At 64.4% G+C, this 12,211-nt stretch carries 14 protein-coding genes; 4 read left to right on the forward strand and 10 right to left on the reverse strand.

All coding sequences use genetic code 11. The annotated features are described in order from the left end of the window. Positions 1 to 68: 68 nt before the first annotated feature. Positions 69 to 683, reverse strand: a complete 615-nt coding sequence (locus ASD04_RS05505) for an NADPH-dependent FMN reductase (RefSeq protein ID WP_056253737.1) — start codon at positions 681 to 683, stop codon at positions 69 to 71. Positions 684 to 1,004: 321 nt separating this feature from the next. Between ASD04_RS05505 and ASD04_RS05510 the strand changes: the two genes are divergently transcribed. After that, on the forward strand, positions 1,005 to 1,334 hold the full coding sequence (locus tag ASD04_RS05510) for a hypothetical protein (protein ID WP_200940235.1): 330 nt from the start codon (positions 1,005 to 1,007) through the stop codon (positions 1,332 to 1,334). A gap of 13 nt (positions 1,335 to 1,347) precedes the next feature. On the opposite strand, the gene ASD04_RS05515 is transcribed toward ASD04_RS05510, so the two are convergent. From ASD04_RS05515 to ASD04_RS05530, 4 genes are all read right to left on the reverse strand, one after another. After that, positions 1,348 to 2,091: a pyridoxine 5'-phosphate synthase gene (locus tag ASD04_RS05515; RefSeq protein WP_056253741.1), complete on the reverse strand. Its 744-nt coding sequence runs from the start codon at positions 2,089 to 2,091 to the stop codon at positions 1,348 to 1,350. A gap of 78 nt (positions 2,092 to 2,169) precedes the next feature. After that, positions 2,170 to 2,802 (reverse strand): hypothetical protein, encoded by a 633-nt coding sequence (locus ASD04_RS05520; RefSeq protein ID WP_056253744.1) that lies wholly within the window; start codon positions 2,800 to 2,802, stop codon positions 2,170 to 2,172. After that, positions 2,802 to 3,356, reverse strand: a complete 555-nt coding sequence (gene ilvN, locus ASD04_RS05525) for an acetolactate synthase small subunit (protein WP_056253749.1) — start codon at positions 3,354 to 3,356, stop codon at positions 2,802 to 2,804. The genes ASD04_RS05520 and ilvN overlap by 1 nt, the downstream gene beginning before the upstream one ends. Before the next feature lie 21 nt (positions 3,357 to 3,377). Beyond that, positions 3,378 to 5,147, reverse strand: a complete 1,770-nt coding sequence (locus ASD04_RS05530; RefSeq protein WP_056253751.1) for an acetolactate synthase 3 large subunit — start codon at positions 5,145 to 5,147, stop codon at positions 3,378 to 3,380. 366 nt (positions 5,148 to 5,513) lie between these two features. On the opposite strand from ASD04_RS05530, the gene ASD04_RS05535 reads away from it, so the two are divergent. Then, positions 5,514 to 7,013 (forward strand): inorganic phosphate transporter, encoded by a 1,500-nt coding sequence (locus tag ASD04_RS05535; RefSeq protein ID WP_056253754.1) that lies wholly within the window; start codon positions 5,514 to 5,516, stop codon positions 7,011 to 7,013. On the opposite strand, the gene ASD04_RS05540 is transcribed toward ASD04_RS05535, so the two are convergent. The 4 genes from ASD04_RS05540 to ASD04_RS05555 form a co-directional block, all read right to left on the reverse strand. Beyond that, positions 7,010 to 7,498, reverse strand: coding sequence for an NUDIX hydrolase (locus ASD04_RS05540; RefSeq protein ID WP_056253757.1), 489 nt, complete (start codon positions 7,496 to 7,498; stop codon positions 7,010 to 7,012). The two genes, ASD04_RS05535 and ASD04_RS05540, sit on opposite strands and share 4 nt — an antisense overlap. A gap of 125 nt (positions 7,499 to 7,623) precedes the next feature. Further along, positions 7,624 to 7,839: a cold-shock protein gene (locus ASD04_RS05545; protein WP_056253760.1), complete on the reverse strand. Its 216-nt coding sequence runs from the start codon at positions 7,837 to 7,839 to the stop codon at positions 7,624 to 7,626. Between the two features lie 286 nt (positions 7,840 to 8,125). After that, positions 8,126 to 8,398 carry a YMGG-like glycine zipper-containing protein gene (locus ASD04_RS05550; RefSeq protein ID WP_056253762.1) on the reverse strand — a complete coding sequence of 91 codons (273 nt, stop codon included), beginning with the start codon at positions 8,396 to 8,398 and terminating at the stop codon, positions 8,126 to 8,128. A 79-nt stretch (positions 8,399 to 8,477) separates the two neighbouring features. Further along, the gene (locus tag ASD04_RS05555) at positions 8,478 to 8,846 is read right to left on the reverse strand and encodes a DUF423 domain-containing protein (RefSeq protein ID WP_156461126.1); all 369 of its coding nucleotides are present in this window, start codon (positions 8,844 to 8,846) and stop codon (positions 8,478 to 8,480) included. An 88-nt stretch (positions 8,847 to 8,934) separates the two neighbouring features. Here ASD04_RS05555 and ASD04_RS05560 point away from each other — a divergent pair, with 88 nt between their 5' ends. Continuing rightward, on the forward strand, positions 8,935 to 10,344 hold the full coding sequence (locus ASD04_RS05560; protein WP_056253765.1) for an MATE family efflux transporter: 1,410 nt from the start codon (positions 8,935 to 8,937) through the stop codon (positions 10,342 to 10,344). Here the strand turns inward: ASD04_RS05560 and miaA are convergent. After that, complete coding sequence (gene miaA / locus ASD04_RS05565; protein ID WP_156461127.1) at positions 10,341 to 11,231, reverse strand: tRNA (adenosine(37)-N6)-dimethylallyltransferase MiaA; 891 nt, start codon at positions 11,229 to 11,231, stop codon at positions 10,341 to 10,343. The two genes, ASD04_RS05560 and miaA, sit on opposite strands and share 4 nt — an antisense overlap. Positions 11,232 to 11,255: 24 nt before the next feature. Here miaA and serB point away from each other — a divergent pair, with 24 nt between their 5' ends. Further along, positions 11,256 to 12,128: a phosphoserine phosphatase SerB gene (gene serB / locus ASD04_RS05570; RefSeq protein ID WP_056253772.1), complete on the forward strand. Its 873-nt coding sequence runs from the start codon at positions 11,256 to 11,258 to the stop codon at positions 12,126 to 12,128. Positions 12,129 to 12,211: the final 83 nt, after the last annotated feature.

The following is a 12,211-nucleotide window of genomic DNA, read 5'->3' on the forward strand; positions in this document are numbered from 1 at the left end:
AACAGCAGGAGCCGCCCCTTTCGGAGCGGCTCCTGCCGGTAAACGAAGATATGGAGGTCTCCGTAAGCTTATTCGGCGGCCTGGGCGGCAGCGGCATCGTCATTGCGCGCCGCCTTGGTGGCCGTACCCCACCACACGAGCTGGTCGAGCATGTCCTTGGCGGAATTGCCGATCGAGGCTTCCAGATCGTTCAGCGACTTGGTGCCGCCGAAGCCGGGATGCACGGCCATGAAGTCGGCGCCGGCAATGTGGACCGCCGAGCGGGTCGAAACCATCTGCAGCTCGACGCCGATGGTCCGCAGATTTTCGATGGCACGCGCGCCGCCAACCGAGCCGTAACCGACGGCGCCGAACGCCTTCTTGTTCCAGTTGGTATAGGCCTGGTCGATCGCGTTCTTCAGCGCGCCGGTGATGGCGCGGTTATATTCAGCAGTGACGAAGATGTAGCCGTCGAATTCGCTGATCTTGTTCTGCCACCTGACCGCGTTCTGGTTGGCCGACGGCATCCAGGCGTTGGAAGCCATTTCGTCGAAGAACGGCAGGTCGAAGTCGCGGATATCGACGATCTCGGCCTGGATTTCAGGACGGGCATTGGCCTTTTCCAGGATCCACTGCGCAGGCAGGTCGCCAAAGCGGGTCGGGCGGGTGGACGAGATGATGACGGCAATCTTGAGTTTGGACATTTGAGCCCTCCTTGGTAACAAATCGTAACTGAGGCGATATAAGTTACCTCGACCACGACCCGCAAGGAGGCACCTTGCTGTGGTGCGGGGACATTGGCCTGCCTAGGGAACATCCATGTAAGTATTGGAGATAGCTGAGGATTTTCCAGTTATCCTGGCGCCCCTGCCCTCAGGAACCCGCTATCGGCACGTGTCGATGACGGAGCGTTCGACAGGAGGCAACAATCCGCATCTCCACCGAGTCACCCCCATGAATGCGGGTTGGCGGCAGCCGTGGCCAGCGCTTAGCTAGCCGCTGGGCACAGACACATGAGGGACATCATGACCAGACTTTCGGCCGCGCTGTTGGCATTGGCCATTTCGGCTTTTGGGGTCGGCGACGCATTCGCCATCGACCGGCGCGTGCGCATCAACAACTACACATCCTACGACATCGTCGAGTTCTATGCGTCCAACAAGGGCTCGCGCTCATGGGAGGAAGACATATTGGGCCGCAACATCCTGCCGGCAGGTAACAGCGTCGTCATCAACATCGACGACGGCAGTGGCTACTGCAAATATGACTTCCTCGCGGTCTTCGAGGACGGCGAGGAGCTGGTCAAGTATGACAACAATGTCTGCGAACTGGCCCAGTTCAACTATACGGACTAGGCTGGGCACCCGCCTAGCTTCCGAGGACCGCCCGGTATTGCCGCACGGCCTCGGCGAAACCGACAAGCAGCGCATCGGCCGTCAACCCATGGCCGATGGACACTTCATCGACATGCGGCACGGCCGACTGGAAGGCCGGCAGATTGGCCAGCGTCAGATCATGCCCGGCATTGACCCCGAGGCCCGCTAGGTGGGCGGCCTGGGCCGTATGGGCCAGCGCCGCCAGTTCGCGCACCGCGCGATCGGGATCATCGTGGCAGCCACCATAGGGCCCGGTAAAAAGCTCGATGCGATCGGCACCGGTCGCCCGCGCCGCGGTCACGCCCTCGACACCGGCATCGGGATCGCAGAATAGCGAAACCCGCCGGTTCGGTGCCTTGAGGCGCTGCACCACCGAGGTCAGGAAATTGCCCTTGCCGCGGAAATCCCAGCCATGGTCGGACGTGGCCTGCGCCGGATCGTCGGGCACCAGCGTCACCTGCTGCGGATTTACCTTGTCGATGAGGGTGAAGAAGTCCTCGCTCGGATAGCCCTCGATATTGAACTCGGCCGCCGGGTATTCGTAGCGCAACAGGTCGGCCAGATCGTACACATCGCTGCGCCGGATGTGCCGCTCATCGGGCCGCGGATGCACCGTGACCCCGCTCGCCCCGGCATCGAGCACCACGCGCGCCAATCCGACCACGCTCGGCCAGGGCAGGTCGCGACGGTTGCGGAGTTGCGCGACGGCATTGAGATTGACGGAGAGAAGGGTCATGGGCGTGCCTGCAGGATTTGCAACCTGCCATACACCAACACGATGGGTCCGCCCAATCGAACCTTGTGATGACGCCCATCAGCGACAGCTGAACACGCGCATCGCCGCCGCAGCCAACCCGATTGCTGGGCTGGTCAGCACGCGCGGCGAAGACCCCAACTCTTCGGCCATCGACACCTGCGCCAATGCCACCGTCGCAGCGCTCTCGGCCAATGCCGCGGCGACGGCGTCGGCAATGCGCGCATGGTAACGCGCTCCATCGCCTGCGAGAAAATCGGCCCAGGCATCCGGCACCAGCCTCAATTCGATTTGCGCGCCGGTCTGCCCCGCCGCCGCCCGGAACAGGTTGCCGGTCGGCTCAAGACTGGTTGGCGCAGTGCAAAGAACGATGACCTTGCCGCCTGCGGCCACCGCATGCTCGGCCAGCGCCCGATCGATGCGAAGCATGGGAACAGGCGCGTCGCCGAGCCCATCGATCACCCCGCCCAGGCTGGAACAGGTGAGCAAGACGGCGTCACAATCATCCGCCAGAGCCCCGACCGCCATGCGGGTCTCGCGCGCTATCGCCGCTGTCAAACCGCCGGCTTGCCCGGCAGCCTGCAGCAGGTCGGCCCGCACCACATGGCACAACGACACGTCGCCGAGCTTTGCCGCGGCACGCTCCAGCACCGCGACATTGCCGTCCGCGGTGTGGAGGCAGCCGATACGCATTACATGCCCTGCGGCCCGCGCGAGATGGCGGCGAGGCCGGTGCGCACCACTTCGACCAGCCCGAGCGGTGTCATCAGCGCGATGAAGCTGTCGATCTTGGATGGCTTGCCGGTAACCTCGAAGACGAAGCTTTCCACCGTCGCATCGACGATCTGCGCCCGGAAGGCGTCCGCCAGGCGCAGCGTCTCGGCGCGATGATCACCCGAACCGGCCACCTTGATCAGCGCCAGTTCACGCTCCAGCGAGGCGCCTTCCGAGGTCAGGTCATGCACCTTGTGCACGGGCACGAGGCGTTCGAGCTGCAGCTTGATCTGCACCAGCGTCCGGGGCGTGGCGGTGACGACGACGGTGATGCGACTAAGTCGCCGCCCGTGCTCGGTCTCGCTGACGGTGAGGCTTTCGATATTATAGCCGCGCGCCGAGAACAGGCCCACGACGCGGGCCAGGATGCCCGGCTCGTTATCGACCAGGACCGAGAGCGTATGCCGCTCGATCTCCTGGGTTTCCTTGGTGATGAAATAGGCCGAGCCGGTCGGCTGCAGATGTGCGTTCATTTGCTTTCTCCTCTGCGCCGCCTAGACAAGCGCCCGCCCCTTCTCGTCGATGATGTCCCCGATATTGGCGGTGTCGGGCAGGATGATCTCGTTATGCGGCTTGCCCGAGGGGATCATGGGCAGGCAGTTCTCGTCCTTCTCCACGATCACGTCGAACAGCACCGGACCATCATAGTCCAGCATTTCGGCAATGGCGGCGTCGAGCTCGGCCGGGTTCTCGCACCGAATCCCCTTTCCGCCGTAAGCCTCTGCCAGCTTGACGAAATCGGGCAGCGATTCCGAATAGGAATGGGCATAGCGCGAGCCATGCAGCAGGTCCTGCCACTGCCGGACCATGCCCATACGCTCATTGTTGAGGATGAAAATCTTGACCGGCAGGCGATATTGCACCGCCGTCGACAATTCCTGCATCGTCATCTGCACCGAGGCTTCCCCGGCAATGTCGATCACCAGCGCATCGGGATGGGCCACCTGCACGCCGACCGCGGCCGGCAGGCCATAGCCCATCGTCCCCAGGCCGCCGGAAGTCATCCAGTGGTTCGGCTGATCGAAGTGGAAATGCTGGGCCGCCCACATCTGATGCTGGCCGACCTCGGTGGTGATGAACACTTCCTTGCCCTGCTTCTTGGTCGCCTCGTAGAGGCGCTCGATGGCATATTGCGGCTTGATGACCGTGTCCGAGTTTTTATAGCCGAGCGAATTGACCGCCCGCCATTTGTCGATCTGCTTCCACCACGGCGCGATGGCCTCGCTGCGCGGCTGGTTGGTCTTGCTCCTCCACACGCGCACCATCTCGGCCAGCACCCGCTCGCAATCGCCTATGACGGGCACGTCGACACGCACCACCTTGTTGATCGAGGAGGGATCGATATCGACATGGATCTTGCGGCTGTTGGGCGAGAAGGCATCGACGCGGCCGGTAATGCGATCGTCGAACCGTGCGCCGATATTGATCATGACATCGCAGTCATGCATCGCCAGGTTCGCTTCGTAAGTGCCATGCATGCCCAGCATGCCCATCCACTGCGGATTGGAGGCCGGGAATGCGCCCAGCCCCATCAGGGTGGACGTCACTGGAAAACCGGTCAGCTCGGCTAGCTCGCGCAGATGCTCGGAGGCCTGCGGGCCGGCATTGATGACGCCGCCGCCTGTATAGAAGATCGGCCGCTCGGCCTTGAGCATCAGGTCCACCGCCGCCTCGATGGCATCGGCATCGCCATCCATCTGCGGGCGGTAGCTCTGGTGACGCAGCGTCTCGAGATCGGGCTTGTAATAGTCGCCCAGCGCGAACTGGATGTCCTTGGGAATGTCGACGACAACGGGCCCCGGACGGCCCGTGGTCGCGATGAGGAAGGCCTCGTGCATGATGCGTGGCAGGTCTTCCACGCGCTTCACCAGGTAATTGTACTTGGTGCAGCTGCGGGTGATGCCGACCGTGTCGCATTCCTGGAAGCCGTCCGTGCCGATCAGCGTCGTCGGCACCTGCGCGGTGATGCAGACCATGGGGATGGAATCCATCAGCGCATCGGTGAGGCCGGTGACCGCATTGGTGGCGCCGGGACCGGAAGTGACGAGAACGACGCCCGGCCTGCCGGTGGAACGCGCATAGCCTTCGGCCATGTGGGTCGCGCCCTGCTCGTGCCGCACCAGGATATGCTGCACGTCATCCTGCTGAAACAAGGCATCGTAGATCGGCAGTGCCGCGCCGCCCGGATAGCCGAATATGTGTTCGACTCCCTGGTCGGCGAGCGCCTGGATCACCATTTCCGCGCCGGTCATTCTTTCGGCCATCGTCAATTCCCTTCTTAACCACCTGGCCCAGTCTCGTAGCGGCAGAAACCGGGCAATAAAAAAGGCCCCATCAGGGACCTGTTTTCGGCGCACCAGCTTACGCGCGGGGTTTTACCCCACGTTGCCGATGCGCCTGCCTACTACGAGAATGAGTGCCCGCACGGGACCGCTCCATGAAATTACGGTGGCATTGATAGGAGCATTGCCGCGGAGGTGTCAAGTGCACGCGACATGGCCCTGCGGCCGCCATCCCCTGCCCGCGCGAAAAACCGTGGAGGACTGGACCCGCTGCACGCAAAAGACGTGGCCATTGCATCAGACAATGCTATTGGCGCGGGAGCTGCGTTTATGACGGTTTGATGACACATGGCCAAGAGCGTCCTCGACAAGGACCTGCAACGGGTTTCCGGGCTGGAACATGCCACCCATGATCTGGCGCGGGCGCTGGCGGCGCCGGGCATAGCCCTGGTCTTCCTGCTGCTGGCAGCCGTGTGGGCCAGCTTCGTCGTCACCGATGGCCCGATGAGCTATCTCGTCGTCATCGCCGCTGCCATTGCCGGCTACATGGCCCTCAATGTCGGCGCCAATGACGTCGCCAACAATATGGGTCCGGCAGTGGGCTCCAAGGCCCTCACCATGGGCGGCGCCCTGCTTATCGCCGCCATTTTCGAGGCTGCCGGTGCGCTGCTGGCCGGCGGCGACGTGGTCAGCACCGTTGCACGCGACCTGCTGATCGGCAGCGCCATTCCATCTGGGCAGTTCGTGCTGCTGATGATGGCGGCGCTGCTGGCCTCGGCGCTCTGGGTCAATCTCGCCACCTATATCGGCGCGCCCGTCTCCACCACCCATGCGGTCGTCGGCGGCGTGGTGGGAGCCGGCGTCGCGGCGGCCGGCATGAGCAGCGTGGCCTGGCCGGTTATCGGCACCATCGCCGTCAGTTGGGTCATTTCGCCCATCCTGGGTGGCATCGCGGCGGCGCTGCTGCTGTCGCTGATCAAGCACACCATCACCGACCGCATCGACAAGGTGTCGGCGGCGCGCATCTGGGTGCCGATCATCGTGGCCGGCATGACCGGCATCTTCGCCATGTATATCGCCACCAAGGGCCTGAGCCGGGTCTGGTCACCGGACCTCCCGGTCGTCATCGCCCTGGGCGTCGGCTTTGCCGCCCTGGGCTGGATCGGCGCCATGCCGCTGGTCCGCTTCCAGTCCGTCGGCCTCGAAAACCGCAAGAAGCATGTATCGTCGCTGTTCCGGCTGCCGCTGGTCGTCGCGGCGGCCCTGCTGTCCTTCGCGCATGGCGCCAATGACGTCGCCAACGCCATCGGCCCCTTCGCCGCGATCGTCACCACCCTGCAATCGGGACATATGGAGGCAGCCGACCTCGCTCTGCCCTTCTGGGTGCTGGCCATCGGCGCCATCGGCATCTCGCTGGGCCTGGCGCTGTTCGGCCCGCGACTGATCCGCACCGTGGGCGAGCAGATCACCAAGCTGAACGAGATCCGGGCCTATTGCGTGGCACTGTCCGCCGCCGTGACCGTACTTGTCGCCTCGGCTTTGGGCCTGCCGGTGTCATCGACCCATATCGCGGTGGGCGGCGTCTTCGGCGTCGGTTTCCTGCGCGAATACTACTCGCGCCGCGACCTCGATTTTGCCGCCGTGCCTGTTCATGCCAAGCATGTCGATCCCGCCGCGCTCAACGCCACACCGGAAGATGCGCTGTCCAGGGAACGCAAGAGCGAGCGGCGCAAGCTGGTGCGCCGCCAGCATGTGACCAGCATCGCAGCGGCCTGGATCGTCACCGTTCCCGCCTCGGCCGTGCTGGCCGCCATCCTGTTCTGGATTCTCGACTGGCTGATCGGCTAGGGGTGGCTTGGCGCGGCACTCTGGTCCGTCTTGCGCAACTGCGTCTGCAGCTTCACCGCCAGCCGCGACAGCGCGCTGTCATTGAGCAGCCGCCGCGCTTCGGGCAGCACGGCCCAGTGGCGCAGCCGCTGGTCCATTTCCTTCCACACATCGAGCTGGGTTTCGACCCACAGCGGATAAAGATCGACATCGACCAGGCTGGACCCGTCGGTGCTGGCGCCCGAGCGATAGCTGCCGACCGGCTCTGTGCCGATCTGGCCACTGATGCCGGCCTCTTCCAGGGCCTCCAGCGCCGCACTCTCCCAGGGCGTCATGCCGACTTCGATATCACCCTTGGGAAACATCCAGCGGCCGGTGCGCCGCGATGTGATGAGCAGGAAAACCACGCGACCTTCGACGACCGAATAAGGCAGCGCGCCGGACTGGCGCAGGCCGGGCGTGGTCTCCACCCTCGGGCTCCAGTTGCTCAGGAACTCGCGCAGCATGGTACTCTCCATCGGATCGACGGCCGGACATTCGCATAACCGGCGCCTGGCTGTCGATGCAGTGGCCTGTGCAAAAACCCAACAAAAAGGGCCCCGTGGGGCCCTTCGAAATCCCGTAGCCGCCCCTACGGCAGCAGGGTCAGGTTGGTCGCCGAGACCTTGCCGTCGCGCCCGGTTTCGAGCTCATAGGTCACCTTGTCGCCTTCATAGAGCCCCTGCAGGCCCGAACGCTGCACGGCGGAAATGTGGACGAAAGCGTCCTTTTCGCCATTCTCGGGCGAAATGAAGCCGAAGCCCTTAGTGGTGTTGAAGAATTTAACGGTACCAGTGATGGTGGCCATGGAATGTGGTCCTCGCAAGTGGTCGCCGCCGAGGCGGCTAAGGGTTGAAAACGGGCCATAGGGCCCGGCCTGAACGATTCACAAATCAGGAGGTAGCCAGGTTCCCGGCCTTCTGCCGGTCGATCGGACAGCGCCGCAATGTGTCGTCGTCGGAAATATGTCGGCTGTCTGTCGGAATTTCAAGGCGATTCACTTGCCGATGAAAAGCCCTCGATCCAGGAGGGACTCCGGATCGAGGGCCATGGCGCCCGAGGGCGCGTGCAGCATGGGGCGATGCTGCAACTTCTTAGTATGCCGGGCAGGTGTCGCGGTAGCGGCTGCCATTGGCGCGTTCGTAGATACAGATATTGTCGGTGCCGGAAGCCCGGCCCAGTACGTTGCCTGCCGCCGCGCCAACCACGGTACCGATACCTGCGCCAACCGCCGTACCGACAACATTGCCGGTCGCCGCTGCGCCAATAACCGCACCACCGACGCCCCCAACGACCGCGCCCTGTTGGGTGGTCGTGCAGGCCGCCAGCGAAAGTGCCGTCGCGGCAATGATCAGGATTTTATGCATGGGTAACCCTCCAGATACTATCGAGGCATGAATGCGGCACGCCTGCATTTGGTTCCGGCGGGCTTTTACTAAAATTGGATCAGCGCCGCCCCGGCAGCAGCGCCGCCACCACGATCGCCAGCCAGCCGCCGATCATGCCGACACCGCCCAGTGGCGCCGCGCCGGGGAAAATCCCCTGCCCCAGCCATTCGCGCAGTCCCAGATCGACCGCGAAGATGATGGTGCCCGCCGCCAGAAACGCCGCCGCGATGCCGAGCACGCGCCCCCGCCCCGCCAAGGCCAGCGCGAGCAATGCCGGCCCATGCGCCAGCCCGATGGCGGCGATGGCCGCAAGGTTCCGCGAATCCCCGCCATGCGAGGCCGCAGCAGCGGCCATCACACCGGCCGCGCCGATCAGGCCGGCCGCTGCCAGTGTCAGCCGCTGCGTCATGCTATCGGATCCGCTCATGCCTGGGCTCCGTCCTGTGTCTCTGCCTTGCCTCTTCCGCTAGCGGGCGGTTTCCTCTAGAGCAATCCCCCGCGAGTAGGACAGTGAGATGAACGAGCCAGTCACGGTTGCGTCCGGCGCAGCCGACGTCAGCCATTCCCCCGGCAGCTGGGGCGCCGAGTTGCGCGCCACCTTCGCGCTGGCATGGCCACTCGTCATCGCGCAACTGGCGCAGACCGCCCTCACCACCACCGATGTCATCATGATGGGCTGGCTTGGGCCGCAGGCTTTGGCCGCCGGCACGCTGGCAACGACCTTCCTCATGCCCTTCCTGCTGATGGGCATCGGCATCGTCGGCGCCGTCGCGCCGCTGGTGGCCCAGGCGCGCGGCGCCCGCGATATCAAGGCCATCCGCCGCATCGCCCGCCAGGGCTTCTGGGTCGCTATCCTGCTCGCCGTGCTGCTGATCCCCGTCGTTCTGCAGATCAGGCCCGTCCTCACCCTGCTCGGCCAGGACCCGGCGGCCACCATCCGGGCCGAGGAATATATCCAGGTCGCCGTCTGGATGCTGTTCCCAGCGCTGGCCATCATCGTCCCGCGCTCGCTGCTGTCGGCATTCGAAGCCACGCGCATCATCCTCATTATCACCGTCGGCGGTGTCGTGCTCAATGCCATCGGCAATTACCTGCTGATGTTCGGCACGTTCGGCCTGTCCCGGCTGGAACTCCGTGGCGCTGCGCTATCGACCCTGCTGACCAACATTGTGATGTTCGTGCTGATGCTGGTCTATGTGCTGCGGCATCGTCGCTTCAAGCGCTTCCACGTCCTGCTCCGTTTCTGGAAACCGGACTGGCCGCGCTTCCGCGAAATCTTCCGCATCGGCACGCCCATTGGCCTGACCGTGCTGGCCGAGGTTGGCCTGTTCACCGCCGCCGCCTTGCTGATGGGCCGTATCGGCACCGACGAGATCGCCGCCCATGCCATCGCGCTGCAATGTGCCTCCATGGCCTTCATGGTGCCGCTCGGCCTGGGCATCGCCGCGACGGTACGTGTGGGCCACGCCTACGGTCGCACTGACCCAGAGGGCATCCGCAAGGCCGGCTGGACCGCCTTCGCGCTCGGGGTTGGCTTCATGGCTATCGCCAGCATCCTGTTCCTCACCCTGGGACCGGTGATCGTCACCTGGTTCCTCGATCCGCGCGTACCCGAAAATGCCCATGCGCTGGCTTTGGCTGCCACCTTCCTCGTGGTGGCGGGCGTGTTTCAGCTTGTCGATGGAGCACAGGTGGTTGCGGCTCATGCCCTGCGCGGCCTCAGCGACACCAAGATACCGATGCTGCTGGCCATTCTCGGCTATTGGGGCGTCGGCCTGCCGGTGTCCTACATTCTCGGCTTTGTGGTCGGCTGGCGCGGCGTCGGCATCTGGATCGGCCTGGCAGCCGGCCTCGCCTTTGTCGCCGTGGTGCTGGTGACTCGCTTTGCCCTGCGCGAACGGCTGGGCCTGCTGCGGCTGCGCTAGCCGCCCGCCAGCCCGCGCCGCGGCCAATCGCCGAAGCGGTTGCGGAACCAGGTGCGCTGCCTTTTGGCATATTGCTGGGTGGCGATGGTGGCCAGCGCGATCGCCTCATCGCGCCCAACAACCCCATCGAGCCAATCGCCGATTTCGCGCACGCCGATGGCCTTCATGACAGGCAGCGACGGATCGAGATCGAGCGCCAGCAGCGCCTTGACCTCCTCAACTGCGCCGCCGGCGAACATGGCCTCGAACCGCCGCGCAATCCGCTCCCGCAGCACCGCCCGGTCAGGATCGAGCACCATGCGGTCAACCCGCAGGAAATCGGCAAGCATGCCGGCAGAAATCTCGTCCTGGAAGCTGGAAAGCATGCGGCCTGTCGCCCGCTTTACCGCCACTGCCCGGACCAGCCGTTGCGGGTCGGCCACCTTGAGCCGGGCAGCCGTCGCCGGGTCTTCCTGCCGCAGCAGAGCCAGCCGCTGCGCCCCGTCAAGCGCTTGAATCTCTTGTTGAACTTGAAGCGTCAGCGTGGCCGGAATCTCCGGGATATCGGCGAATCCATTTAGCAGCGCATCGAAGTAAAGCCCTGTGCCGCCAACGAAAATCAGCACCCGTTCCGGATCGGCATCATCGATGATCGCGCGCACAGCCGCCAGCCACTGTCCCGTCGAAAACCGAGTCGCGGCCGGCACCGTGCCGTAGAGCCGATGCTCGGCCATGGCCATTTCCCCATCGCTCGGACGGGCGGTAACCACCTGCAGCGTATCGTAAATCTGCATGGCATCGGCATTGACCACGATGCCGCCCTGCTCCTGCGCCATGGCGAGCGCCAGCGCCGACTTGCCGCTGGCAGTCGGACCCGCTATCAGAACGGCGCGCCTGCGGCCTGTCACGCATTCCTCCAAAAAGTAGACCTCATGCCAGTCCTCTGCCTCATCGCCAACCCCGCCGATTCCGATCTCGACCCGGCGCTGGCCGCTGCGGTGGTGAAGGCGACAGGCGGCGAACTCAACTGGCTCAACCACTCCATTGCCTGCGAGATCATCGAGCCGAAGTCAACCGATCCGCTGGCGCAGGCCCGCGAGATCATCGGTAATCGCCGGGTCGATGCGGCCCTGGTGCCGACGGAGAATCGCCGCAAGCAGGTACTCGTCGCCGACATGGATTCCACCATGATCAACGAGGAGTGCATCGACGAACTCGCCGCTGCCCTCGGCATCAAGGACCAGGTGTCCGAGATCACCGATCGCGCCATGCGCGGCGAACTGGATTTCGGCCAGGCGCTCGATACGCGCGTGGCCCTGCTCAAGGGGCTGGAGCGCAAGGTGATCGAGGAAATCCGCCGCGAGCAGATCACGCTGGCGCCGGGCGGGCGCGCGTTGATCCAGACCATGAAGGAATATGGCGCCTATACCTCGCTGGTCTCGGGCGGCTTCACCTTCTTCGCCGACTATTTCGGCAAGCGCATCGGCTTCCACGAAGCCATCGCCAATGTGCTCGAATTCGACGGCGACGCGCTGACCGGCACGGTGGCCAAGCCCATCGTCGACAAGAACACCAAGCGGGAGCGGCTGACTGCGATCGCAGCCGAACGCAACCTGCCGCTGAGCCAGACCATTGCCGTGGGCGATGGTGCCAATGATCTCGACATGATCCGCATTGCCGGCTTTGGCGTGGCGTTGCATGCCAAGCCCGCCGTGGCGGCCGAGGCGGGCATCCGCATCGACCACGGCGACCTCACCGCCTTGCTCTATCTCCAGGGCTATAGCGACGAAGATATCGTGCGCTGACATCTTCACCTCTCCTCAAGGGAGAGGCCGAGAGGCTCCAATAGCAAGGCCGGCGCATTACCGCGCCGGCCTCTTGCATATGT

This window comes from Devosia sp. Root436 (assembly GCF_001426345.1).
Classification (GTDB): domain Bacteria; phylum Pseudomonadota; class Alphaproteobacteria; order Rhizobiales; family Devosiaceae; genus Devosia.